This is a genomic window from Pseudomonas sihuiensis (assembly GCF_900106015.1).
In the GTDB taxonomy this organism is placed as follows: Bacteria; Pseudomonadota; Gammaproteobacteria; order Pseudomonadales; family Pseudomonadaceae; genus Aquipseudomonas; species Aquipseudomonas sihuiensis.
Window position 1 is genome coordinate 359,905 of the sequence record NZ_LT629797.1, and the last position, 24,956, is coordinate 384,860.

Consider the following 24,956-nt stretch of genomic DNA (forward strand, 5'->3'; position numbering starts at 1 on the left):
TATGCCCATCACGGCTGATGATGGCATGGATGGATACTTACTGCCCCGCTCCTTGGGAGCGGGCTGATCATAGGCATTGTCTTCGGACTCGACTTTTGGGGCCTGGGGGCTGAGGCAGGTAGGCTCACTTGCACTTAGCGAAGAATGTCTCCATCTCCTTCACGGCTAGTTTCCCGCCAACGACGCCACCCGATCCACCCAGGGTCTTCTTCCTGCCAGCATCCAACGGCTGGCTCCACGCCTGCCAATCATGTTGTCTCGGTGAGATGCGATCCCACTTTACGACGACTAGACGCTTACCAACTTGCCGCTCCCAGCGTACGCCTTGCGCTGACACGTCAGTAACCGTCCACTCTGGGGTAATTGGCAATCGCCCGATTGCATCCAGGGCCTCGTTGGCTGTCTGGAACCGAGCAGCTGGCTCATCGCACAGCATCTTGCGTATGGTTCGTCGCCACGCCGTCGGTACATGAGGGAGCCACTTAAGCCGATCGGCAAAGGCTCCATCCCTGACGGTGTCCCTGGGGCGGCCGACTTCTGAGTCATACCATTGTTTGCCATGCAGTAACCGGTAGAGTGTCATGCCCAACGCCCAAATGTCCGTTCTGGCACTGGTACCTGAGCCATGCCAAACCTCGAATGCGATGTGATCACGGTAGCCTGCCTGATCTGCATACCCGAGCAAGAGATCGTCAGTCACAAGTCCAAAGTCGCCAAGCAACGCGACGCCGGTGTGGTCGATCAAGATGTTTCCAGGCTTGATGTCGCGATGCAGCATCCCGCGAGCGTGCAAAGCGCTTAGCCCAAGCAAGACTTCGGTCGCGGCTTTGCGGACGGAGGACAGCGTCATAGGCCCTATCTCGTAGGCGCTCATCAACGATCCGCCTGCGCAGTGCGCCATGACAAAGTGGATAGAATCGCCTTCCTCACTGATGTGGTACACCTGCACCACATTTCGGTGCGTGGCTTTTGAAAGGAACTGTGCTTCGGCCAAGAAGCCGCGTTTGTGCTTCTGCCAATCTGCATCGGTGTGGGTGGGCTTGCGGGAAAGGACCTTTACCGCCACCCGACCGTGGACATTGTCGTCACCCTGGAACACTTCACCGAAATGCCCATTGCCTAGCTTCGCGCCGATGACGAGCTTCGGGAGTATTGCAGTCACTTACGACTCCTCGCGGCAATCACCTGCATCGCGGCTTCGCGGCTACCTTTTCTTAGCTTGCCGCCCTCCACATTGGCATCCCAAAAGCCGTCGTCCTTGACGTACTCATCGACCTTACGATCGCCGAATGTACGACTGATCTGGGCCTTCTTCAGTACCTTCGTCTCGCATACCGAAGCGCAGGCGGCGATGATCACACCTCGAAGCTCTGCGCTTTCGAGGAGGCTAAGCTTCGCAGCGGCTTGTGGGAGTGCACTTGCCTTGATCACGGCTTTGGCAATCTTGTTCTCCCGCAAGTAGTCACCACAACGTTGAAACATCGTGGCATAGGCTGCACCGCGATCACCTTTGGCAAGGTTCCAAGTCGCGTCCATGACGATCGTGATGGGCTCATCAGCGTCGTCCGGGATCTCCGTATCGATGACAATGATGTCCTCACCTGCAACAACAAACCCCACGCAACGAGATCCCATTCAGGTATATCCTGTATCAGCGGTTGAAAGTCTGTAACGGTAACCGAGCCCGTAACGAGGCGTCGAGTTCACAAGAATACTTCTTCATTGTGCAGGCTTCGGGTTCGGTCAGAGAGATCTGCTTGCCCGGTGTTTTGATGAGCTGGGACTCAATACCTTGATGGTGTCTGAGTTTCCCTTGAGTTCGCTTGAGACAAGGCCCGATTTCCCATAGATCCTCAAACCATCAAGGATGGCCAGCTAAGTCGCGGCTGATCAGTCCGCTTCTGGCCGAAACCCGCCGCTCCATTACGCCTTATCTTCACGCTCTTCCGCTGCGGCATAGCCTGCCCGCCCCACGCTGTAATCTGCGACAATCCCGCCTTTGCCCTGATTGCCCCGATCTAGATGACTGACCTCGCCACGCTGCAGAAGAACCTCGACCACGTCATGATCGCCGAGCGCCATCGCTTGCGCCGGCAGTTGCATGAGCTGCAGAAGCATCCAGATGAGGCCAAGCTGGCGCAGTGGTTGGAGCGTTTTCAGGCGTCCAGCGACAAGGTGGCGGCTCGGCGTAGCAGCATCCCCGTGATGCGCTACGACGATGCGCTGCCGATTGCCGCCAAGCGCGACGAGATCAAGGCCGCGCTGGAGAAGAGCCAGGTGGTGGTGATCGCCGGTGAGACCGGTTCGGGCAAGACCACGCAGTTGCCGAAGATCTGTCTGGAGATTGGTCGGGGTGTGCATGGGCTGATTGGCCATACCCAACCGCGCCGCCTGGCAGCGCGCAGTGTGGCGACTCGGGTAGCGGAAGAGATCGGCACGCCGCTGGGCGAGCTGGTCGGTTATCAGGTGCGGTTCGAGGATCAGAGCAAGGACGGCACGCTGATCAAGCTGATGACCGACGGCATCCTGCTCGCCGAAACCCAGCACGACCGCTTTCTGGAAAAGTACGACACGATCATCGTCGACGAGGCGCATGAGCGCAGCCTCAATATCGACTTCCTGCTCGGCTATCTGAAGACCCTGCTGCCGCGTCGCCCGGATCTGAAGTTGATCATCACCTCGGCGACCATCGATCTGGAGCGTTTCAGCAAACACTTCAACGACGCGCCTATCATCGAGGTATCTGGCCGCACCTATCCGGTGGAAACCTGGTATCGCCCGCTGGCGGCGGAGGTGGACGAGGAGGGCGAGCGCCTGCTCGATGACCTGTCCATCGACCAGGGCATTCTCGCTGCGCTGGATGAGATCGCCGAGCACGAGCGCAACGTGGGCCAGCGCCCCGGCGACGTGCTGGTGTTCCTGCCCGGCGAGCGCGAGATTCGTGAGGCGGCGGAGGTGCTGCGCAAGGCCAACCTGCGCCTGACTGAGGTGCTGCCGTTGTATGCACGGCTGACGCCGGCCGAGCAGCAGAAGATTTTCGCGCCCATGGCCGGGCGCAAGATCGTGCTGGCCACCAACGTCGCGGAAACCTCGCTGACCGTGCCGGGTATCCGCTACGTGATCGACAGCGGCACCGCACGCATCAGCCGCTATAGCTACCGCGCCAAGGTACAGCGCCTGCCCATCGAGCCGGTGTCGCAGGCCAGCGCCAACCAGCGCAAGGGCCGCTGCGGCCGGGTCGAGCCGGGTATCTGCATTCGTTTGTACAGCGAGGAAGATTTTCTCGGGCGCCCTGAATTTACCGACCCGGAGATTCTGCGCACCAACTTGGCGGCGGTGATTCTGCAGATGCTGCACCTGCGTTTGGGCAGCATCGAGGACTTCCCCTTTATCGAGCCGCCAGATGGCAAGGCCATCAGCGACGGCTTCAACCTGTTGCAGGAGCTGTCGGCGGTCAATCGCGAAAGCCAGCTCACGCCCATCGGCCGGCAACTGGCGCGCCTGCCCATCGACCCGCGCCTGGGGCGCATGGTGCTGGAAGGCGCCAAGCAGGGCAGCCTGGAGGAAATCCTTATCGTTGCCGCCGCGCTGTCGGTGCAGGATCCGCGCGAGCGACCGATGGATCGCCAGCAGGCCGCCGACCAGGCGCACGCGCAGTGGAAGGATGTCGATTCGGACTTCGCCGCGCTGATCAACCTGTGGCGCGGTTTTGAGGAAAAACGCCAGGAGCTGGGCAGCAACCCGCTGCGCACCTGGTGCAAGAAGAACTTCCTCAACTACATGCGCCTGCGCGAATGGCGCGATGCGCACCGGCAACTGGTGCTAATCGCCCGTGATCTGCAACTGATGGGCAAGGGCAGCCAGAGCCGCTCGGAGGCGCAGGGCGAGCAAACGGCTAACACGCCGCAGCCGACCAAGGACACCCGTGTCAACGCCATCGCCCGCCAGCAGGCCGAAGCCAGTGAGGCGGCGGTGCGGGCGAAGAATTACGCCGCCGTGCACAAGGCGATTCTCGCCGGCCTGCTCAGCCAGATCGGCCAGAAGACCGAGGAGGGCGACTACCTCGGCGCGCGCCAGCGGCGTTTCTGGATTCACCCGTCGAGTGTGATCGGGCGCAAGAAGCCCAACTGGATCATGGCCGCTGAGCTGGTGGAAACCACCAAGCTGTTCGCCCGTATGGTGGCGAAGATCGAGCCGGACTGGATCGAGCCGCTGGCCGGCCACCTGGTGAAGAAGAACCATCTGGAACCGCACTGGGAGAAGAAGCGCGGCCAGGTGGTGGCGTACGAGCAGGTCACCCTGTACGGCATGATCATCGTCGGTCGCCGCCCGGTGCATTACGGCCCCATCGACCCGCCTGTTTCGCGCGAGATGTTCATTCGCGAGGGGCTGGTGCGCGGCGAGATCAACAGCCGCGTGCGCTGCCTGACCGCCAACCGCCAGTTGCTCGAACGTCTCGACGAGCTGGAGGCCAAGTCGCGTCGCCGCGACATTCTCGCCGACGAGGAAACCCTGTTCGGCTACTACGATGCGCGTATCCCGCAGGACATCTACCAGGCTGCTAGTTTCGAGAGCTGGTACAAGAAAGGCAGCGCCGCCGACCCGCAGCTGTTGATCATGCGTGAGGAAGACGCCCTGGCTCGCGATGCCAAGGAAGTCACCGCCGCGCAGTACCCGGACACCTTGCGCATTGGCGAGCTGCAATTGCCGCTGAGCTATCACTTCGAGCCCAACCACCCGCGTGACGGCGTGACCCTGCGCGTGCCGGCGCCGCTGCTGCCGCAACTGCCGCCCGAGCGCCTTGAATGGCTGGTGCCGGGGCTGCTGGAGGCCAAGTGCATCGCCCTGGTGCGCGGCCTGCCCAAGGCGCTGCGCAAGAACTTCGTGCCGGTGCCGGACTTCGTTGGTGCGGCGCTGGACAAGCTGGTGTTTGGCCAGGGCTCGTTGCCGCAGGCGCTGGGGCATGAACTGCTGCGCATGACTGGCGCGCGGGTGTCCGACGAGGCCTGGGCGGAGGCTGCTGAAAGCATCGAAAACCACCTGAAGATGAACATTGAGGTGGTCGACGCTCAGGGCAAGTTCCTTGGCGAAGGTCGCGATCTGGCCGAGCTGACCGCACGTTTCGCCGAGGCCAGCCAGGCGGCCTTGGCCATCCCGCAGCAGAGCGACAAGCCGAAGGCGGTGGAGGCCAAAGCCTTTGCCGAAGTGGCCGAGAAGACGCAGCAGAAGATCGCCGGGCTTTCCATGACGGTCTACCCGGCCTTGGTGGAAGAAGGCGGAGTGGTCAAGGAAGGGCGCTTCCCGACTCAGGCCGAGGCCGACTTCCAGCACCGCCGCGCCCTGCAGCGCCTGCTCTTGCAGCAACTGGCCGAACAGGCCAAGTTCCTGCGCGGCAAGCTGCCGGGGCTGACCGAGCTGGGGCTGCTCTATCGCGACATCGGCCGCGTCGAGGCGCTGGTCGAGGACATTCTGTTGGCCAGCCTGGATGCCTGCATCCTCGAAGGCGAAGCCACGCTGCCGCGCGATGGGGCAGCTCTGGCGCAACTGGCCGAGCGCAAGCGCGGCGACTGGACGACGCATGCCGAACGTATCGCCCGCCAGGTGCTGGAAATCCTCAAGCTCAACCATGGCCTGCAGAAGCGCTTCAAGGGCAAGATCGACCTGGCCCAGGCGATGGCGCTCAACGATATCAAGCAGCAGCTCGCGGGCCTGGTGTATGCCGGCTTCGTGCGCGAGACGCCGGGCGAGTGGCTCAAGGAGATTCCTCGTTACCTCAAGGCCATCGAGCAGCGCCTGGACAAGGTGGGTGCGCAGGTGCAGCGCGACCGTGTGTGGACGGGTGAACTGGCCGGCTACTGGGAGCAGTACAAGGCCCGCGCTGCCAAGCATGCCCAGGAAGGCAAGCGTGATCCGGAGCTGACGCTGTACCGCTGGATGCTGGAGGAATACCGCGTGTCGCTGTTCGCCCAGCAACTGGGCACGAAGATGGCGGTATCGGACAAGCGCCTGAGCAAGCAGTGGACGCTGGTTGAAGGTTGATGATCGGCGCTCGCCCCGGTGCAGGGGCGAGCTATCCACTGATGAATGCGGAAACTGAAGAACGATGAGTGTGAATGATGAAAACGTCGGGCTGGGACGCCGTGGCTGCCTGGGCCTTTTCCTGGTCGGCCTGGCCTTTGTCGTACTGATTTTCGCCGGGCTGATCTACATCATGACTCGCCCGCAGGACAGCGAGATCGAGGCCGGCGAGCGTGCGGCCATCGAGGCCTGCTGGAAGAGCGCGCAGGCCACCGAGCGCAGCTTCACCGAGGAAAGTTGCCAGGAGATGGAGAAGCAGTTCCTGCGCAAGTTCGGCCATCAGCCATGAACCTGCTGCAACGCCTGAGCTTCAAGCATCTGGTGGTGGGCTTCTGCGTGTTGGCGCTGGGGAGCGTGGTACTGATCTGGTGGCTTAGCGGCGCGGCCTATTTGCGGCCCTATGCCGAGCAGACGGTGATCTTCGGTCAGGGCGAGTTGAAGCTGCCGCCTGAGCTGGCTGGCCCTGGCCCGATTCGTGTGGTGCACTTCTGGGACCCAGATTGCCCCTGCAACGGGGAAACCGACGCGCACCTGCGCTACCTGATCGGCCTGCACCGTAATGCCGATGTAGCGTTCTACAGCGTGCAGAAGCCGGGCAGCCAGGGTGAGATCGCGCCGTTCCTGCGCGGGCGGATGAAGCCCTTGCCTGGCATCGAGGGCATGGAAGCGCTGCCGGCCAGCCCGGCCCTGGCGATCTGGGATCGTGACGGCAACCTGGCCTATGCCGGCCCTTACAGCGAAGGGCTGGTGTGCAACTCCAGCAACAGCTTCGTCGAGCCGGTGCTCGATGCGCTGACTCAGGGGCGCCATGTTTCCCTGGCCAGTGGGTTGGCGGTGGGGTGTTATTGCGCTTGGAAGTAGTGGGGGAGGCTGATCTGCCCACAGGCGCCTCGCTTCCTCGGATGTTTGTCCGTCTTGAAGAGCGTTCCGTGTAGGAGCCCCGCCTCGGGGCGAAGCGTTGGCCAGGATTGCCGGGGTTGTGGCCGATTCGCCGCGAGGGCGCGGCTCCTACAGGATGGTGCGCTGCGAAGCGTGCATGTCCGGGCTTTCGGTTGCGTAGCCCGGATGCAATCCGGGGCATGCATCGAATCTGTATGCGGGTTTGGTATAGCTATCGCGGCTGAAGCCGCTCCTACGGAATAGGGGTATGAGCGGCTTCAGCCGCGATGCTTTTGCCGCGCTCAATTGCCCCGGATTGCATCCGGGCTACAGCGCCAACCACCCCTGATTTCTATCTAGCTGCCGCTCTGCGACCCAGCCTTTCGCTAGGCCCAAGCGCCTCTAGCTCGCATTCGAAAACCTCAAAATCTCCTCAATGTCAAGCCAGACCGTGCTGTCAGCTGGCGGCATCTTTCGTGTCAATGATTCCTGTCAATTTGCTGACAAACAGCTCTAAAACGGGGCTGTGATCATTTGTCGCACCCCTGCGCTTCTTTGCTGGCTTCTTGCTGCAAAGTGTTTCAAATCTTTGCGTAAATGTTTCGAAACATGTCGAATGGATGCTGTAAGTTCGCTCATAAGTAGGCCGCTAATGAATTGTATGAGGCCTTCTTAGCCTGCACCATCCGCGCTTCCCACGGTTTACCGCTTCGCTTGCACGGATGCTCAAGCTCTGAGTTCTCGCTGCCGGCCTTTTACTCGATGGGCTGCACGGCAACTGAAGCCGACTGTGGGCTCACTCAGTTGAAGGTCGTGACATGAAAGAAGAGAAATACCATCGTTGTGTGCGCTGGCTGGTGATGGCGATTGCCTTCTCGGCGCTCGGTGGATGTGACTGGGCACTGTTCAACTCGAAAGGGCAGATCGGTGTCGAGCAGGGCAACCTCATCCTGATCTCCATTGGTCTCATGCTGATCGTGGTCATTCCCGTGATCGTCATGACCTTCTGGTTTGGCTGGCGTTATCGCGAGTCGAACGAGAAGGCCACCTACATGCCCGACTGGGCACACTCGCACAAGATCGAACTGGTCGTCTGGGGCGTTCCCCTGATCATCGTCGCGGTACTGGCGGTCATCATCTGGGAAACCTCGCATTCGCTCGACCCCTATCGCCCGATCGAATCGGACAAGCCTGCGCTGAACATCGAAGTCGTCTCGCTCGACTGGAAATGGCTGTTCATCTACCCGGACCAGGGCGTGGCCGTGGTCAATGAGCTGGTGATTCCGGAGAAAACCCCGGTGACCTTCCACATCACCTCCGACACGGTGATGAACGCGCTGTCGATCCCGCAGCTCGGCGGGATGATCTACGCCATGGGCGGCCAGCGTACCCAGCTCAACCTGATCGCCAACGAACAGGGCGAGTTCTTCGGCCAGTCCGGCAACTTCAGCGGCGAAGGCTTCTCGGCCATGCGCTTCACCACCCACTCGGTCAGCGATGAAGGCTTCGCGCAGTGGGTCGACAAGGTCAAGCAGTCGCCCGAGGTCATGGACTTCGCCGCCTTCAAAGAGGTAGGCGAGCCCGGCGAGATGGTCAACCACCGCTATCCGATCTACCCGATTCGCTACTTCGGCCAGGTCGAGCCGAACCTGTTCAACAAGGTGATCGGGCAGTACGTGACCTTGAAAGATTCCCACAGCACGGCCATGCACGAAGCAGCGGAGGTGCAGGAGTGAATATGTTTGGAAAACTGACTCTGGACGCGATTCCGTACCACGAGCCCATCATCATGATCACCCTGGCCATCGTGGCGCTGGGTGGTCTGGGACTGTTCGCGGCGGTGACCTACTTCAAGAAGTGGGGCTACCTGTGGAGCGAGTGGCTCACCTCGGTGGACCACAAGAAAATCGGCGTGATGTACATCCTCGTCGCGCTGGTCATGCTGGTGCGTGGCTTCGCTGACGCGATCATGATGCGTACCCACCTGGCGATGGCCCACGGTGACGGCCAGGGCTACCTGCCGCCCGAGCACTACGACCAGATCTTCACCGCGCACGGCATCATCATGCTGATCTTCGTGGCCATGCCACTGGTCACCGGCCTGATGAACATCGTCGTGCCGCTGCAGATCGGCGCGCGTGACGTGGCCTTCCCCTACCTGAACTCGCTGAGCTTCTGGCTGTTCGTCGGCGGCGCGCTGCTGATCAACCTGTCGCTGGGCCTGGGCGAGTTCGCCAAGACTGGCTGGGTGGCTTATCCGCCGTTATCGGGGATTCAGTACAGTCCAGGCGTGGGGATGGATTACTACATCTGGAGCATGCAGCTATCGGGCTTGGGCACGACCCTGACGGGGGTCAACTTCATCGCCACCATCCTCAAGATGCGTGCACCGGGCATGAGCCTGATGAAGATGCCGATCTTCACCTGGACCATCCTGGTGACCTGCGTGCTGATCTGCGGCGCCTTCCCTCCGCTGACCGCGACCCTGGCTATGCTGTCGCTGGACCGCTACCTGGATTTCCACTTCTTCACCAATGAACTGGGCGGCAACCCGATGATGTACGCCAACCTGTTCTGGATCTGGGGTCACCCGGAGGTGTACATCCTGATCCTGCCGGCGTTCGGCGTGTTCTCCGAAGTGGTGGCGACCTTCTCGCGCAAGACTCTGTTCGGTTACGCCTCGATGGTCTGGGCGACCGCGGCCATCGGCGTGCTGTCGTTCGTGGTGTGGCTGCACCACTTCTTCACCATGGGCTCGGGGGCCAGCGTCAACGCCTTCTTCGGCATCATGACCTCGATCATCGCCATCCCCACCGGGGTGAAGATCTTCACCTGGCTGTTCACCATCTTCCGTGGCCGTCTGCAACTGAACGCCATGACCTGGATGACCCTGGGCTTCCTCGTGACCTTCTCCATCGGCGGTATGACCGGTGTGTTGATGGCGGTGCCGGCGGCGGACTTCGTGCTGCACAACAGCCTGTTCCTGATCGCCCACTTCCACAACGTGATCATCGGCGGTGCGGTGTTCGGCTACCTGGCCGGCATCATCTACTGGTTCCCGAAAGCCTTCGGCTTCAAGTTGCTCGATCGCTTCGGCCGCTACTCCTTCTGGTGCTGGCTGATCGGCTTCTACTTCGCCTTCATGCCGCTGTACGTGCTGGGCTTCATGGGCATGACCCGGCGCCTCAACCACTTCGACAACCCGGCCTGGGTGCCGTGGGTGCAGGTAGCCGTGGTCGGTGCGGTGCTGATCGGTATCGGCATCGTCTTCACCGTGGTGCAGTTCGTCACCAGCTACATCAAGCGCAAGGAAAACGTCGATGTCAGCGGCGACCCCTGGGATGGCCGCACCCTGGAGTGGGCGACGTCCTCGCCGCCACCGTTCTACAACTTCGCGGTCATCCCGACGGCGGACAAGATCGACGCCTTCTATGAGGCGAAGAAGAACGGTGTCGAGCTGATGCCTGCGCCGGAGCACTACGAGCCGATCCACATGCCGAAGAACACCGGCAACGGCCTGGTGGTGTCGGCGTTCGTCATCGCCTTCGGCTTCGCCATGATCTGGCACATCTGGTGGCTCGCCATCGTCGGTCTGGTCGGCGCCGTGGTCAGCTTCATCGTGCGTTCCTACGACGAAGACATCGACTACTACGTGCAGCCCGAAGAGATCGCGCGGATCGAGCAGGCGCACCACCAAACCAAAGCCAACGCAGTCGTACAGGCCTAACCATGACCGCTTACGAACCCCATTTTCCACATGACGCTCATGGCCACAGCCATGAGCACCACCACGACACCAGTGGCATCAAGCTGTTCGGCTTCTGGGTCTACCTGATGACCGACCTGCTGATCTTCGCCACGGTGTTCGCCACCTTCGCGGTGCTGAGCAACTCCTTCGCCGGTGGCCCCACCGCGAAGGAAATGCTCGGTGGCGGCTTGCACCTGGTGCTGGTGGAAACCTTCGCACTGCTGTTTTCCAGTATCACCTACGGCATGGCCATGCTCGCCACCTACCGTGGCGACAAGGGCGCGGTGCTGCGCTGGCTGGGCATCACCTTCCTGTTCGGTGCGGCCTTCATCAGCATCGAGCTGTACGAGTTCCGCCACCTGATCCATGAAGGTGCCGGGCCACAGGTCAGCGCTTACTGGTCGGCGTTCTTCACCCTGGTCGGCACCCACGGCCTGCACGTCAGTGCCGGTCTGCTGTGGATGCTGGTGCTGATGTTCCAGGTTGGCAGCCGTGGCCTGACCGACACCAACAAGACCCGCGTCGGGCTGCTCAGCCTGTTCTGGCACTTCCTCGACGTGGTGTGGATCTGCGTGTTTACCGTCGTCTACCTGCTGGGGGTGCTGTAAATGGCTCACCAAGATAATCACGCCGCCCACGCCGTGGGCTTCAAGGATTACCTGACCGGTTTCATCCTGTCGGTGATCCTCACCGTGATCCCTTTCATGCTGGTCATGCACCCTGAAGTGCTGGGCCTGAGCCGTGGCGCGACCCTGATCACCGTGGTGCTCTTCGGCCTGGCGCAGGTGCTCGTCCACCTCGTGTACTTCCTGCACATGAAGACCGACGCAGAAGGCCGCTGGAACGTGATTTCGATGATCTTCACCGTGTTGATCATCGCGTTCGTGGTCGGCCTGTCGGTCTGGATCATGTGGAGCATGCACTATCACATGATGATCAACTGATGCTGGCGCTCCTGAAGCAGTACCTCAACCTCGCCAAGCCGGGCATCGTCTTCGGCAATCTGATTTCCGTGACGGGCGGTTTCTTCCTGGCTTCGCGTGGCGATATCGATCTGGCGCTGTACTTCGCGACAGCGCTGGGGGTTTCGCTGGTGATCGCCTCAGGCTGCGTGTTCAACAACTATATCGACAGGGACATCGACCAGAAGATGGAGCGCACCCGTAACCGGGTGCTAGCGCAGGGGCTGGTGTCCCCTGTGCACGCCATCGTCTATGCCTGCGTGCTCGGGGTGGCGGGGGTGGCCTTGCTGTACGCCGCCACCAACACCCTGGCGGTGATGCTGGTGCTGATGGGCTTCGTGGTCTATGTCGGCCTCTACAGCCTGTGGCTCAAGCGTGGCTCGGTGTACGGCACCCTGGTCGGTAGCCTGTCCGGGGCGGCTCCGCCCGTGGTCGGCTACTGCGCGGTGAGCAACGAGTTCGACGCTGGCGCCGCCATCCTGTTGTTGATCTTCAGCCTGTGGCAGATGCCGCATTCCTATGCCATCGCCATCTTCCGTTTCAATGACTACCAGGCCGCGAACATCCCGGTGCTGCCCGTTATCAAGGGGATCTCGGCGGCCAAGCGGCAGATCGTGCTGTACATCGCCGCCTTCGTGGTCGCGACCCTGATGCTGACGCTCAGCGGTTACGCCGGCTACAGCTACTTCGTGGTTGCCGCGCTGAGCGGTGCCTACTGGTTGTGGATGGGCGTATCGGGCTACAAGGCCGTCGATGATCGGGTGTGGGCGCGCAAGCTGTTCACCTTCTCCATCATCAGTATCACCATGCTCAGCGTGATGATGTCGGTGGATTTCATCTCCGCGCCCGAGCAGGTATTGGTGACCTCCATCAATCACCTGTGCAGCCAGTTTGCCGACAGTGCGCAGGGTATCTGCGCGGTGGTCGCCGGTATCTGACCTTGGTTCTGTGGGGGGCTTCAGTCGCGATTGTCGCCGCTGAAGCGCCTCCCACGGGTGCCACGCTTCATTGCCTGTAGGAGCCCCGGGGCGAAGCTTTGCTGGCACCTCCAGTCTGTCGCTACTGAAGCCCGATCTACCCTACGCAATCACCTGCAACTTTGGCCAGGTGGCCAGCCAGTTCTTGTCATGCAGGCGCTGTTGGTAGATCTGACTCCTCTCGTTCTGAAAGCGCCCGGCCGGGCGCACGATAAGGCCGAACAGATCCTCCAGGCCGAGCGGTGCGGCGACCTCCAGCCTGTCTTGTTCATCGAGCCTTATGGCCACCGCCGTCGCGGTCTCTGGCCAGTGCCGCATCGCTTCGGTAGCCGAGGCGTAAGGCGCATCGTCATTGCGCAGATGCATGCGTGCCTGATTCTTCACCGACCACTGCAGCGATTCGTCCCTGTGGCGCAGGATCGTCTCCAGTTCAGCGTCGCGAGCGGGGGCGGTTTGGCTGCGGTCGAACCAGATCACGTCGATATCTTCCGGCAGCGGGGACGGCGTGCGTTGATGCAAGTGATCCCAGACTGCGCTGCGCACGAAACCGGCGGCCACCCAGCAATCGGGCAAGTCGAGCCCGCGCACCTGCTGCAGGATGCGCAAGCGCTGTGGGTCGTTGGCAATGAGTGTCTGGAGTTGAGCGGCGAGATTCATGTGCGCAGCCTATCAGCGGTGCCCGTTGCTTGCCTGCTCAGTTCATCCAGCGCTTCTGGCTTGATTCCAGATCACGCAGCCTGCTGAATCGCATGGCACCGATACAGACCTTAAAGGCCAACCCAGTGGTGGTCGGGCGCCGCTTTGCACTAAAGTCCCCGAGCCGGTCGCCGGGACGGATTTTCCCGGCCAGAGATTTTCGAGGGAGGCGCTTGATGCGTTTACCACGCATGCGCAACGTGATGGCCTGGACGCTGGTAGTGCTGTTGTTGATCGTGGTGGCCTTGCTCGGCATTCGTATCGCCGGGCTGTCGTCGTTGCCCGAACTGGAACCCTGGCACCGCCTGGTGCCGCAGGAGCTGGAGGTCAGCGAGCTGGACGCTGCCGACTGGCAAGCCTATCTGGCCGCCGAGGCGGCCCTGTTCGAGCGCCTGCAGAGTGAGTTGATCGAGCCGGTCACGGCCTCCGGCACGGCGCCATACAGCCGCTACGCCAGCGACAGCCCGGTCTACCCCGGCAACCTGCTGCGCGACTGGAATCGCTCCTTCACTCTGCAGCCGCCAGGTCCGGCGCGTGGCGTGGTGGTGTTGCTGCATGGCCTGACCGACTCGCCATACAGCCTGCGCCATATCGCCCAGCACCTGAGCGAACAGGGGCTGTTAGCGCTGGTGCCGCGCATGCCTGGCCATGGCACGGTGCCGGCGGCGCTCACTGCTGCGCACTGGGAGCAATGGCTGGCCGCTACCCGCCTGGCCGTGCGCGAGGCGCGGCGCCAGGTGCCGGACGGGCCGCTTTATATGGTCGGCTACTCCAACGGCGGGGCGCTGGCGCTGCGTTACAGCCTGGCGGCGTTGGAAGACGAGCGCCTGGCCATGCCGCAACGCCTGGTGCTGATCTCGCCGATGATCGGTGTCACCAGCTACGCCCGTTACGCCGGGCTGGCGGCCCTGCCGGCGTTGCTGCCGGCCTTCGCCAAGTCGGCCTGGATGAACGTGCTGCCGGAGTTCAACCCGTTCAAGTACAACTCCTTCCCGGTGCACGCGGCGCGGCAGACCTATGAGCTGACCAGCGAGGTGCAGTCTGCCTTCGATGCCGCCGAAGCCGATGGCCGTCTGTCACGATTGCCACCGGTGCTGGCCTTTCAGTCGCTGGCCGACAGTACCGTGAGTACACCGGCCGTGGTGCGTCATTTGTTCGAGCGTCTACCGGCCAATGGCAGCGAACTGGTGATTTTCGACATCAACCGCTCGCAGGCGGCCAGCTCGCTGCTGCGGGCGGACATGAGCGGCTTGCTCGAGACCTTGCTGCCACCGGCTCAGCGTGACTACGACCTGACGGTAGTGGGCGTTGCGCAGAGCGGTGGTCGTCAGGTCGAGGCGCGGCGAATCACCGCCGGCGAGCGTGAGGCGCGGGTGACGCCATTGAACGTCGAATACCCGAGCCAGCTGTTCTCGCTGTCACACGTTGCACTGCCGTTTCCCACGGACGATCCGCTGTATGGCAGCGAACCGACCTCCGAGGAGTTCTACGGCGTAGCCCTTGGCACGCTGGCACCGCGCGGTGAACACGGCGTGCTGGTGGTGGGGCTCGATAGTTTGCAGCGTATGACGTCCAACCCCTTCTACGCTTATTTGCGCGAGCGCATCGACGAAGACTTGTAGGTGGTTCGATGCGCACGGCGTCCGACCGGAGGGGGCGCCGTGCGCACCGAGTGGTTTGAGGGGTTACAACCGGAAACGCCCGACCAGGCCATCGAGCTGGGTCGATAGCGCCTGCAGGTCGCTGCTGGCCTGGTTGAGCTGGTCGGCGATATGGGTGGTGCCGACGGTCAGCTCGTTGATGTCGACGATGTTGCGGTTGATGTCTTCGACCACGCTGGACTGTTCTTCGGTGGCAGTAGCGACCTGGATGTTCTGGTCGCTGATCTGGCCGATATGGTTGTTGATCTGCTCCAGCGCCGCCGACGCCTTGCTCGCATATTCCACCACCAGCGCGCTCTGCCGTTGCCCCTTGGCCATGGCCTCGACGGCCGAGCGTGATTCGTTCTGCAGGCGGTCGATGACCTGCTGGATCTCCTCGGTGGAGGCACCGGAACGGCTGGCCAGGGTACGTACCTCGTCGGCCACGACGGCGAAGCCGCGGCCTTGCTCGCCAGCACGCGCCGCTTCGATGGCGGCGTTGAGCGCGAGCAGGTTGGTCTGTTCGGAAATGCTGCGGATGGTGTTGAGCGTGGTGCTGATGGCGTCGGTCTGCGCGGCCAGTGCCTCGATCACCTTGGCGGCCTGTTCCAGTTCGCCGTTGAGGGCATCGACCTGGCGATGCGCCTGGCTGACCACGGCGCTGCCGTCGCTGGCATGCTGGGTCGCCTCGCGGGCGACTGCTGCGGCGTTCTCGGCGTTGCGCGCAATCTCGTTGACGGTCGAGCCCAGCTCGTTGATGGCGGTGGCCACCTGCACCGTACGGTCGCTTTGCGCCGTGCAGTTGCTCTGGGTCAGGCGCGCGCGTTCGGCCACGTCGCGAGCCATGCCCGAGAGTTGGCGCGAGTTGTCGGCGAGCTGGCGCATGGCGCCATGCACCTTGTCGATGAACTGGTTGAAGCTGCGGGCGATCTCGCTCAGCTCGTCCTGGCCGTGCAGGTCGATACGGGTGTCCAGGGCCAGGTTGTCGGCAGCCTGGCCCAGGCTGCTCTGCAACACCGCCACACGGCGACGTAGCTGCACCACGATCAGCCAGGAAATGATGATCGATACCAGCAGGCCGATGGCGATGATGGCGATCTGACGGGTAATGCCTTGGTCGTAGCTCTCGGCACTGTGCTGGTTCTGCTGCTCAGCCTGCTGCAGCAGGGCATCGAGCAGGTCGTTGGCGCCCTGGCGCATCACGCCGTAGGTCTTGGCGTACTGGTCGCGATAGATCTGCTGCGCCTTGGCCATGTCGCCGGCGTCGAAGGCGGCGAGCATCGGGTTCAGTTCATTGCTGACCATGGCTTCGAACTGATCAAGCAGTTGCTGCGCCTGGACCTTGCGCTCCGGGTTGACCTGGGCCGCCACGGCCTGGCGCATCGCTTCGCGCATGCCGGGCACATCTTCGTTGCGGGCATCCTGCACGCGCGATTTCACGCCGCGTTCGTCGCGTAGCGGAGTTTCCTGCAGCAGCATCATGTCGAGCCCGACGCGCATACGCGGGATGCGCGAGGCGACCTCGGCCATGGCGCGCATCGGCGCAGCCGTATTGAGATAGAGCACCTGCGTGTCCCGATGCATGCTCGACATGCTGCTCAGGCTGGTCAGCGCCACCAGCAGCAGGGCGATGCAGGGAATCGCCACCGCGATGATCAGGCGGGTTTTCAAAGAGAGGGCGTCGAGACGCATGGGCAGACTCCATTTCGAGATAGGGCGCAGGGCGACGCTCAGCCTATCGGGCCGATGTTGCCGCTTTTGTATCGGCAGCGATGGCCAGGTGCATGAGGGCAAAGACGAGCGCTTTGACGAAAAGGAGTAGGCCGGCACAGCTGTCGGCGCAGAAGGGGTGATGGCCGCCGGCAAGGTCGGCCATCAGGGTTCAGGCTTGCAGCAACGCATCCAGTTCGCCGCCACGTTCCAGTGCGGCGAGGTCATCGAAGCCGCCGACATGATGCTCGCCAATGAATATCTGCGGCACGCTGCGGCGCTTGCTGCGCTGCAGCATCTCCGCCATACGCTCGGGCGAGCGACTCACGTCGATTTCCTCGTAGGTCACGCCCTTGCGTGTCAGCAGCGCCTTGGCGTTGATGCAGTAAGGGCAGTATGCGGTGGTGTAGAGGGTGACGGCTTGCATGGTGTACCTCCGGCGTCATCAGACGGCTACTGGTGGAAAATCGACAACGGTTTCGGCCAGGTTGTTGAGGTAATTGGTCAGCGTCATCAAGGCGACGTTGGCCACCACTTCGACGATAGCGGCCTCGCTCAGCCCTTCATCGCGCGCGGCTTGCAGCTGCGCATCGCTGAGGCGGCCGCGGCTGTCGATGATCTGCCGGGTCAGGCGCGCTACGGCATCGAACTCGCCATCGCGGGCGCTGCGAATGTCCGCTGCGCTAAGACCGGCCTTGCCGGCGAACAGGGTGTGCGCGGCCAGGCAGTATTCGCAGCCGTTGACCTGCGAGCTCGCCAGCGCCACCACTTCGCGCGCCTTGGCGTTCAGTGTGCCTTTGCCGAGCGCCTGGGACAGTGCCAGGTAGCCGCTCAGCGCGGCCGGGGCGTGGGCCAGGGTGGCGAAGGTATTGGGGATGAAACCGAGGCCCTTGCGGATGCCTTCCAGTTGCGTCTGGGCGCTGGCAGCGGTTTGTTCGAAGGGCAGTGCGGCGATACGAGTCATGGTGTTTCTCCAGTCTTGGGTGGGGAGCTTGTCGTTCAAGCCTGGAGCCATGCTAGGCAATCGATCTGGCTTTTCGGATTCAGATCGTCGATGTTGTGCGACAGATCGTCCAAGAGTGCGAGATGACCATGGATCGCCTTTCCAGCCTGCTGCATCACTTCAACCTGCACGCCAGCACCTTCCACCGCGGTGGGTTCTGCGGCACCAGCAGCCATGGCGAGCATGAGCCGCATGGTTACATCCATCTACTGCGTGCCGGGCGCATGAGCTTTCGTGAAGGCGATGGCCGCGAACTGCGTCTGGAAGAGCCGAGCCTGATGCTGGTGGCCAGGCCGCGCCTGCACCAGATGACGGCCAGTGAGGCTGACGGTGCCGAACTGGTCTGCGCGACCCTGGCCTTCGACGGCGGCATCGACAATCCGCTGTCGCGGTCACTGCCAGGCGCCATCGTCAAACCGCTGCGCGAGTTGCCGAGCCTGAGCGGTTGCCTGGACTGGCTGTTCGCCGAGGCGGCGGGGGAGGATTGCGGACGCGAACTGGTGCTCAATCGCCTGTTCGAGCTGATGGTGATTCAACTGCTGCGCCATCTGATGAACAGCCGCGAGCTGGCCTCGGGGATGATGGCGGGGCTGGCCGAACCACGCCTGGCGCGGGCGCTCAATCAACTGCACGAGAAACCGCAGCACGGCTGGTCGGTGGCCGAGCTGGCGGCGCTGGCCGGCATGTCGCGCGCCAGTTTCGCTGCGCATTTTCACGATGTGGTCGGTGCTACACCGGCGGATTATCTGGTGGGCTGGCGCGTCAGCCTGGCGCAGAAGCGTCTGCGCGAGGGCCGGCCCATGGCGCTGATCGCCGACGAGGTCGGCTATGAAAGCCCCTCGGCCCTGGCCCGTGCATTTCGCCGCAAGGTGGGGGCGAGTCCCAGCGAGTGGCTGCGTCAGGTCGCTCAATAGGCGAAATGGGCGATGGCTTGCCTGACCTTGTCCAGCGCGTCTTCCAGTTGCGCCAGGGTGACCGAGCCAAGGGCCAGGCGCAGCGCATGGGGCACCTGCTCCGAGGTGCTGAACGGCTCAGCGGTGGAGACCGCCACCCGCTCGTGCAGCAGGCGCGCCACGACCTGATCGGCGCGCACCTCGGCCGGTAACGGCAGCCAGAGGAAATAGCCGGCCTCATGGCCGATCGGTTGCAGGCCGGCCAGCACGCGCCGCGCCAGTGCTTGCCGGCAGCGGGCGTCCTCGCGCTTCTGTGCTTGCAGGCGGGCCAGTGTGCCGTCTTCGATCCAGGCGCAGACCAGCGCCGTCATGATGCCCGGGGTGTTCCAGGTGCTGGCGCGGATGCTGCGCTCCAGTGCGGCGACCCAGACGGCAGGCGCAGTCAGGTAGCCAACCCGCAAGCCGGTGGCGATGTTCTTCGAGAAGCCAGATACATGCACCGTGCGTTCGGGCGCCAGGGCGGCCAGTGGCGCTGGTGCCGAGCTGGCCAGGAAGGCGTAGGCGGCATCCTCGATGATCAGCAGATCGTGCTCGCGGGCGATATCGATCAGGCGCTTGCGCTGTCGCTGGTCGAGTACCCAGCCCAGCGGGTTGTGCAGGGTCGGCATGCTGTAGATCGCCTGTACCCGGCGCGTTCTGCACAGTGCTGCCAGGGCATCGAAATCGGGGCCGCTGGCGTCGCAGGGCAGCGCCAGCAATTCCACGCCGCGCGCGGCAGCAGCCGCCTTGAAACCGGGGTAGGTGAGGGCATCGACCGCGACCACGTCACCGGGCTTGAGCAGGGTCTGCAGGGTCAGCGCCAGGCCGTGTTGGGCGCCGTTGACGATCAGCACCTGTTGCGCCGTGACCGGGAGTCCCTGATCCGTCAGGTGCCTGGCCAGCAATGCCCGCTCATGGGGGCGCCCGGCATGCGGCTGGTAGCGCAGCAGCGCTTCCAGGTCACCAGACAATGCCAGCTGGCGCAGGGCCTGGCGCAGCAGATCGGCCTGGCCCGGCAACGTGGGGTAGTTGAAGTTGAGGTCGAGCATGCCGCCCTCGGTCGCCGGCTGGTCGATACCGTGGCCAGGCGCCAGGCTGGTCTCGCGCACGAAGGTGCCGCGCCCGGTTTCGCCACTGACCAGGCCCATGGCGTGCAGCTCGGCGTAGACCCGTGACGCGGTGACTAGGGCGATGCCGTGCTGCGCGGCCAGTTCGCGGTGCGTGGGCAGGCGTGTACCGGGCGCGAGCGCGCCGCAGCGGATGTCGGCGGCCAACTGATCGACCAGTTGCTTGTAGCGCGCGCGGGGCATGGGTTGTATCCATGACAATTATTTGATTGTCATGATCATTGCCCCGAAGCTGCGTGGCAACCCGTTTCATCACAGGAGCTGCCATGCACATCGCCATTCTGACCTTCGAGGGTTTCAACGAGCTCGACTCGCTGATCGCCTTCGCCATTCTCAACCGCGTCCGCCGGCCCGACTGGCGCGTCAGCATCGCCAGCCCAGTTGCACGCGTGACATCCATGAACGGGTTGGTGATCGATAGCCACATCGACCTGCAGCAGGCCTGCGCGGCCGATGCGGTGATCGTCGGCAGTGGCATGCGTACTCGTGAGGTGGTGGCGGATGAAGCGCTGATGGCGCAGCTGCGCCTCGACCCGGCGCGGCAACTGCTGGCGGCGCAGTGTTCCGGCACGTTGCTACTGGCCCGGCTCGGCCTGCTCGACGGCGTGCTCGCCTGCACCGACCTGACCAGCAAGCCCTGGGTGCAGGAGGCGGGTGTGCAGGTGCTCGACCAGCCGCTGTTCGCCCGTGGCAATGTCGCCACGGCGGGTGGCTGCCTGGCGTCGACCTATCTCGCCGCCTGGGTCATCGCCCGTCTGGTCGGCCTCGACGAGGCGCGCCAGGCGCTGCACTACGTGGCGCCGGTGGGTGAGAAGGCGCAGTACCTGGCGGGGGCGATGGCGGCGATCGGTCCTTATCTTCAGTACCGTACAGAGGCGTGACGGGTTCGTGCATCGCGGCAAGCTGTCGTACCATCGCCGACTGACCCCGCCACGAGCCTTCGCGCATGTTCGAAATCCAGCCCATCGACCCCGCCTACTACCGCCAGCAGACCCGCCGCAGCACCATGGTGATCGCGGTCATCTTCGTGGCGCTGGCCATGCTCTGCGCCACGGCGAGCACGCAGCTTTTCGGCACGCCCGGTGGCGACAACTTCAAGTGGAACCTGCTGGGTGTGCTGGCGGGGCTCGGCCTGACCATTGCCTTGGTGCGCCAGCGACTCTGGTTGCGGCCGTTCATGGCGCCGGCCGTTTACGGTTGGCGCCTCAAGCGCAGCCTGATGCGCGTGACCAACGTCATGCATCACGTCAAGGCAGGCGTGGCCCAGGGCGATGAAACGGCGATGAAGCTGCTGCGCTTCTACCACCTGGGAGTGACCCAGATGCATCAGCTCGACGGCAACTCCAGCGAGCTGAGCCAGATGGTGCGCGAGATCGACAGCCATCGTGAGGCGATGGAGCAGCAGGGGCTGGACATCGAGCAGACGCGGCTCGACCTGGCCTGGCTGGAGCGGGTCAAAACGTTTAGCTGAACACTTCTTGTCGATCCAGGGTTGAAGTCACAATGACTTTAAAGTTGTCATTGTGACCTGATCTCCTTGTTGTCATTAGTACCTGTTTTTTCTTATCTATCTGTTTTTTATAGATAAAATACATGGCACAGAATCTGACTCTCTCCGGGTGCAATGCCCATCACAGGAGAGCTCAGATGAAATCCATTGCCTTGCTTGCCCTTTCCCTCGGCCTAGCGGCCGCCAATGTTCTGCAGGCTGCCGAAGTGCTGGCCGAACGTGAAGAAAACTCGGTGGGTGCCGGTTTCGGAGGTTTGTCCGGCCTGATGCTGGGCGCCGCCGCGGGTGGCCCTGTCGGTGCGTTGGTCGGTGGCGCCGCCGGGCTCTGGTCGGGCGCACAGGTGCAGGCTGCCACTGGCAATAGTGGCACCGCCTATATGGTGCGCCACGAAGACGGTCGTGAGCAGTGGGTGCGCTCGCCCAAGGAGCGCTTCGCGCTGGGTCAGCAGGTGGAGATGAACGGCATCCGTCTGCAAGCGCAGTAAGTCGATCTCAGCGCGGCTCGTGGAAGCCGCGGCACTCATGCTCTTTTTGCTTCGAGGAACTTCATGAATACGAATTTTCAGGGTCGTCTGGCTGTCGTCACCGGGGCCAGCTCGGGTATCGGTCTGGCTGTGTGTGATCTGTTGCTGCAGCGCGGCGCGCGCGTGCTGGCTTTTTCACGGCGTCTGGGCGCGCTGGAAGCGCTGCAGGCGTTGCATCCAGAACAGCTGCATTGGTGTGCGGGTGACGTCACCGATATCGACGCGCTGCATGGGCTGGCCGAGCGGGCGGGGCGGCTCGGGGCAGTCGACTATCTGGTGCCCAACGCCGGAATCGCGCGGCTGGCGCCGGGCTGCGATATGCAGGCGTTCGAGCAGCAGTGGCAGGTCAACGGCGCCGGTGCAATCAATACCTTTCAAGTGCTCAGGCCGCATCTGGCGCGGCCTGCGTCGGTGGTGTTCATCAGTACCTTTCTGCGGCAACTGGGGTTTGCCGGGCTCGGCGGTTACATCGCCAGCAAGGCGGCGCTCTCGGCGCTGGTACGTAGTCTGGCGCTGGAACATGCCGGCGACGGGCTGCGGCTCAATCTGGTTTCACCAGGGCCGACGGCGACACCGATCTGGAACAGTCTGGGCCTGGCCGACGATGCCTTGGCGGGCGTTGCCAGCGAGGTTGGCAAGCGCCTGGTCGACGGCGAGTTTCTCGATCCGCAGGCGATTGCCGAGGTGGTGCTGTTTCAGCTGAGCAATGGTGCACGCGGCGTCCACGGCCAGGATTGGGTGGTGGACAAGGGCTACACACTGCAATAAGTGAAGTCGGGGTGGCAGGGCTGCCGCCCCGATTCGGCGACATATCCACTGACATTTAGCGTGACGCATGTCCGCCGCTTAAAGGTTTTTGAAAGGTTCGCCTCTTAGCCTCCGCACGCGCCTTTCGCGTGCCTTACAAGAAAAAGAGGAGAAAGCGGTTTGTTGACCCTGATTGGCCTGTTGACCATCTGCAGCCTGGTTGTGCTGCTGCTTATCGGGCGCATGTCGCCTGTTCTGCCATTGATCGTGGTGCCGTTGCTCGGCGCTCTGGCCGCGGGCTTTGGCCCGGAGGCGATTTCCGGTTTCTTCACCGATGGCATCGGCCGCGTGACGGCGATTGCCACCATGTTCGTGTTTGCCATTACCTTTTTTGGCGTGCTGCAGGACACCGGGCTGTTCCGCCCGCTGATCGGCGGCATGGTCCGGCTGACCCGCGGCAACGTGATCGCGGTGACCGTGGCCACGGCGGTGATCGGCATGCTGGCGCATCTCGACGGTGCCGGCGCCACCACCTTCCTGCTCACTGTTCCCGCCTTGCTGCCGCTGTACAAGCAGTTGCGCATGAGCCCCTACCTGATGCTGCTGTTGCTGGCGATCGGCGCCGGTATCTTCAACATGCTGCCCTGGGCCGGACCGCTGGGCCGTGCCTCGGCCGTGACCGGCATCGAGGTCACCGAGCTGTGGCGTCCGCTGATCGCCATCCAGGGTATCGGTGTGGTGTTGTTGGTAGCCCTGGCGGCGCTGCTGGGTTGGCGTGAGCAGCGCCGTATCGCCGCCGGCAAGAGTGGGGACGAAGGGGTACTGGTGGAAACCAGCACTGATTTGCATGAGCCAAGCGCCGAGGAGCTTGCACTGGAGCGCCCGCGTCTGCTGTGGGCCAACTCCGCGTTGTTCCTGGCGGTGCTGGTATCGCTGTTCTCTGGCGTGCTGCCGGCTGGCTATATCTTCATGATCGGTCTGTGCCTGGCGCTGCTGATCAACTACCCCGGCGGCAAGGCGCAGATGCAGCGTATCTCCGCCCACGCTCCGGCTGCGCTGAGTATGGGCATGATCATCCTGGCGGCGGGCTCGATGCTCGGCATCTTCACCGGCACCGGCATGCTCACGTCCATTGCCCAGGACCTGGCGCAGGTGCTGCCGGCACCGCTGGTGGGGCAGATGCATATCTTGCTGGGGCTGTTCGGCCTGCCGATGGAGCTGATGTTGAGCACCGACGCCTACTACTTCGGCCTGCTGCCGGTAACGCTGGAAGTGGTCGGTGCCCAGGGCGTCGAGCCGGCCAGCGTGGTCTATGCGCTGACCATCGGCAACATCATCGGCACCTTCATCAGCCCGTTCTCGCCGGCACTGTGGCTGGCACTGGGTCTGGCCGGGCTGGATCTGGGCCGGCACATTCGCTATTCGCTGTGGTGGATGTGGGGCTTCTCGCTGGTGCTCTTCGGCGCGGCCTGGGCACTCGGTTTGTTCTGACAAGCGCTGCTAGCACTGCATCTCACGCCCGGGCTTGCACGGGCGTTTTGCATTCAGCGTGCTGAAAATTGTTAGCTGATTTCCACCTGGTAACGGAAGTTCTCCGCCGCCGCGCGTGACAGGCGATATTCCAGCGGCGTGCGGTCGTAGCCCAATGCGGTGCGTTCGATGACCACGCTCGGGCTGGCTTCGGCCACATCCAGAATGGCAGCGAGCTCTGCATCGGCTGCGGAGACGGTAAGGGTTTCCTGGGCCGAGGCGATGCGCTGGCCGCAATGCTGCTCGTAGAAGGGATAGAGCAATTGCGGGAAGTGGTCGGCGGCGATATCCAGCAGAGCGCTGAAGCGCGAGGCGGGTAGCCAGATACGTTCATGGAACAGCGGGCGGCCGTCGATCAGGCGCAGGCGCTGGAGAAAGACGCAGGGCTCGCCTTCGCCCAGTTTCAGGGCCTGGCTGACGGTAGCGTCGGCAGGCACCTGGCGGCAGTCGAGGATACGGCTTTGCGGTACCTGAGGCTGGCCGCTGGCGCTGACCTGACGAAAGAAGCGAAACAGCGAGCCGTCGAAGTTCGGCCGCCGCACGAAGGTGCCGCGACCCTGGGCACGCAGCAGCAGGCCTTCTGCGACGAGGGTTTCCACCGCCTTGCGCACCGTTCCCACGGCCACGCCGTACTGGCGGGTCAACTCCGCTTCGGTGGGGATGGCTTCCCCAGGCAGCCATTCGCCTGCGGCGATCTTGCCCAGCATTTCGTCGCGTAACCGCTGATACAGCGGCAGGCGTTCGTCCTGTCCCAGAGCCGTGGTGCTCATAAACCTCACATCCAAAAGTCGACCGGCCGTCACTTTACCACTGGCCTGCAGATTGACAGCACTCGATCTCTGTAGATACAGTCATCTAATCATATATATGAATATATGTTCTACAAAAAGGAG

23 protein-coding genes and 1 pseudogene are annotated in these 24,956 nt (G+C 63.0%); 15 read left to right on the top strand and 9 right to left on the bottom strand.

The window, feature by feature from the left end; genetic code table 11:
* Positions 1-124: 124 nt before the first annotated feature.
* Both BLT86_RS01860 and BLT86_RS01865 read right to left on the bottom strand, forming a co-directional pair.
* Positions 125-1,162 (bottom strand): serine/threonine-protein kinase, encoded by a 1,038-nt coding sequence (locus BLT86_RS01860; protein WP_017677728.1) that lies wholly within the window; start codon positions 1,160-1,162, stop codon positions 125-127.
* On the bottom strand, positions 1,159-1,635 hold the full coding sequence (locus tag BLT86_RS01865) for a hypothetical protein (protein ID WP_017677727.1): 477 nt from the start codon (positions 1,633-1,635) through the stop codon (positions 1,159-1,161). Before BLT86_RS01865 ends, BLT86_RS01860 begins: the two co-directional genes overlap by 4 nt.
* 387 nt (positions 1,636-2,022) lie before the next feature.
* Between BLT86_RS01865 and hrpA the strand changes: the two genes are divergently transcribed.
* The 8 genes from hrpA (at position 2,023) to cyoE (ending at position 12,605) form a co-directional block, all read left to right on the top strand.
* The gene (gene hrpA, locus BLT86_RS01870) at positions 2,023-6,039 is read left to right on the top strand and encodes an ATP-dependent RNA helicase HrpA (protein WP_017677726.1); all 4,017 of its coding nucleotides are present in this window, start codon (positions 2,023-2,025) and stop codon (positions 6,037-6,039) included.
* 64 nt (positions 6,040-6,103) lie between these two features.
* Positions 6,104-6,367: a hypothetical protein gene (locus BLT86_RS01875; RefSeq protein ID WP_017677725.1), complete on the top strand. Its 264-nt coding sequence runs from the start codon at positions 6,104-6,106 to the stop codon at positions 6,365-6,367.
* Positions 6,364-6,939 carry a DUF6436 domain-containing protein gene (locus BLT86_RS01880; RefSeq protein ID WP_017677724.1) on the top strand — a complete coding sequence of 192 codons (576 nt, stop codon included), beginning with the start codon at positions 6,364-6,366 and terminating at the stop codon, positions 6,937-6,939. The genes BLT86_RS01875 and BLT86_RS01880 overlap by 4 nt, the downstream gene beginning before the upstream one ends.
* A gap of 836 nt (positions 6,940-7,775) precedes the next feature.
* Complete coding sequence (gene cyoA / locus BLT86_RS01885; protein ID WP_017677723.1) at positions 7,776-8,693, top strand: ubiquinol oxidase subunit II; 918 nt, start codon at positions 7,776-7,778, stop codon at positions 8,691-8,693.
* Between the two features lie 2 nt (positions 8,694-8,695).
* Positions 8,696-10,684, top strand: a complete 1,989-nt coding sequence (cyoB, locus tag BLT86_RS01890; protein ID WP_072426020.1) for a cytochrome o ubiquinol oxidase subunit I — start codon at positions 8,696-8,698, stop codon at positions 10,682-10,684.
* A 2-nt stretch (positions 10,685-10,686) separates the two neighbouring features.
* Positions 10,687-11,313 (top strand): cytochrome o ubiquinol oxidase subunit III, encoded by a 627-nt coding sequence (gene cyoC / locus BLT86_RS01895; protein ID WP_092374363.1) that lies wholly within the window; start codon positions 10,687-10,689, stop codon positions 11,311-11,313.
* Complete coding sequence (gene cyoD, locus BLT86_RS01900) at positions 11,314-11,649, top strand: cytochrome o ubiquinol oxidase subunit IV (RefSeq protein WP_017677720.1); 336 nt, start codon at positions 11,314-11,316, stop codon at positions 11,647-11,649.
* Entirely contained in the window at positions 11,649-12,605 is a 957-nt protein-coding gene (gene cyoE, locus BLT86_RS01905; protein ID WP_017677719.1) for a heme o synthase, read from the top strand. The genes cyoD and cyoE overlap by 1 nt, the downstream gene beginning before the upstream one ends.
* A gap of 141 nt (positions 12,606-12,746) precedes the next feature.
* Here cyoE and BLT86_RS01910 read toward each other — a convergent pair whose 3' ends face one another.
* On the bottom strand, positions 12,747-13,301 hold the full coding sequence (locus BLT86_RS01910; protein ID WP_017677718.1) for a nucleotidyltransferase family protein: 555 nt from the start codon (positions 13,299-13,301) through the stop codon (positions 12,747-12,749).
* Positions 13,302-13,516: 215 nt separating this feature from the next.
* On the opposite strand from BLT86_RS01910, the gene BLT86_RS01915 reads away from it, so the two are divergent.
* Entirely contained in the window at positions 13,517-14,962 is a 1,446-nt protein-coding gene (locus BLT86_RS01915; protein WP_092374366.1) for an alpha/beta hydrolase, read from the top strand.
* A gap of 63 nt (positions 14,963-15,025) precedes the next feature.
* Here the strand turns inward: BLT86_RS01915 and BLT86_RS26315 are convergent, their stop codons facing one another.
* From BLT86_RS26315 to BLT86_RS01930, 4 genes and pseudogenes are all read right to left on the bottom strand, one after another.
* Positions 15,026-15,865, bottom strand: coding sequence for a methyl-accepting chemotaxis protein (locus BLT86_RS26315; protein ID WP_370730851.1), 840 nt, complete (start codon positions 15,863-15,865; stop codon positions 15,026-15,028).
* An 18-nt stretch (positions 15,866-15,883) separates the two neighbouring features.
* Positions 15,884-16,672: pseudogene (locus tag BLT86_RS26320) on the bottom strand (MCP four helix bundle domain-containing protein); the annotation flags it as partial.
* A gap of 190 nt (positions 16,673-16,862) precedes the next feature.
* A complete protein-coding gene (gene grxC / locus BLT86_RS01925) occupies positions 16,863-17,117 on the bottom strand; it encodes a glutaredoxin 3 (RefSeq protein ID WP_017677713.1) in 255 nt (84 codons plus the stop codon).
* 18 nt (positions 17,118-17,135) lie between these two features.
* Positions 17,136-17,654, bottom strand: coding sequence for a carboxymuconolactone decarboxylase family protein (locus BLT86_RS01930; protein WP_017677712.1), 519 nt, complete (start codon positions 17,652-17,654; stop codon positions 17,136-17,138).
* 122 nt (positions 17,655-17,776) lie between these two features.
* On the opposite strand from BLT86_RS01930, the gene BLT86_RS01935 reads away from it, so the two are divergent.
* On the top strand, positions 17,777-18,607 hold the full coding sequence (locus tag BLT86_RS01935) for an AraC family transcriptional regulator (protein ID WP_017677711.1): 831 nt from the start codon (positions 17,777-17,779) through the stop codon (positions 18,605-18,607).
* Here the strand turns inward: BLT86_RS01935 and BLT86_RS01940 are convergent.
* Positions 18,601-19,935 carry an aminotransferase-like domain-containing protein gene (locus tag BLT86_RS01940; protein ID WP_017677710.1) on the bottom strand — a complete coding sequence of 445 codons (1,335 nt, stop codon included), beginning with the start codon at positions 19,933-19,935 and terminating at the stop codon, positions 18,601-18,603. The genes BLT86_RS01935 and BLT86_RS01940 overlap by 7 nt on opposite strands.
* An 83-nt stretch (positions 19,936-20,018) precedes the next feature.
* Between BLT86_RS01940 and BLT86_RS01945 the strand changes: the two genes are divergently transcribed.
* From BLT86_RS01945 to BLT86_RS01965, 5 genes are all read left to right on the top strand, one after another.
* Positions 20,019-20,633, top strand: a complete 615-nt coding sequence (locus BLT86_RS01945) for a DJ-1/PfpI family protein (RefSeq protein ID WP_017677709.1) — start codon at positions 20,019-20,021, stop codon at positions 20,631-20,633.
* Between the two features lie 65 nt (positions 20,634-20,698).
* Positions 20,699-21,223 carry a DUF3087 domain-containing protein gene (locus BLT86_RS01950; protein WP_017677708.1) on the top strand — a complete coding sequence of 175 codons (525 nt, stop codon included), beginning with the start codon at positions 20,699-20,701 and terminating at the stop codon, positions 21,221-21,223.
* 176 nt (positions 21,224-21,399) lie between these two features.
* Entirely contained in the window at positions 21,400-21,747 is a 348-nt protein-coding gene (locus BLT86_RS01955) for a hypothetical protein (protein ID WP_017677707.1), read from the top strand.
* A gap of 63 nt (positions 21,748-21,810) precedes the next feature.
* Positions 21,811-22,554, top strand: a complete 744-nt coding sequence (locus BLT86_RS01960) for an SDR family NAD(P)-dependent oxidoreductase (protein WP_017677706.1) — start codon at positions 21,811-21,813, stop codon at positions 22,552-22,554.
* 159 nt (positions 22,555-22,713) lie between these two features.
* Positions 22,714-24,024 (top strand): CitMHS family transporter, encoded by a 1,311-nt coding sequence (locus tag BLT86_RS01965; RefSeq protein ID WP_017677705.1) that lies wholly within the window; start codon positions 22,714-22,716, stop codon positions 24,022-24,024.
* A 71-nt stretch (positions 24,025-24,095) separates the two neighbouring features.
* Here the strand turns inward: BLT86_RS01965 and BLT86_RS01970 are convergent, their stop codons facing one another.
* Entirely contained in the window at positions 24,096-24,833 is a 738-nt protein-coding gene (locus BLT86_RS01970; RefSeq protein ID WP_017677704.1) for a GntR family transcriptional regulator, read from the bottom strand.
* Positions 24,834-24,956: the final 123 nt, after the last annotated feature.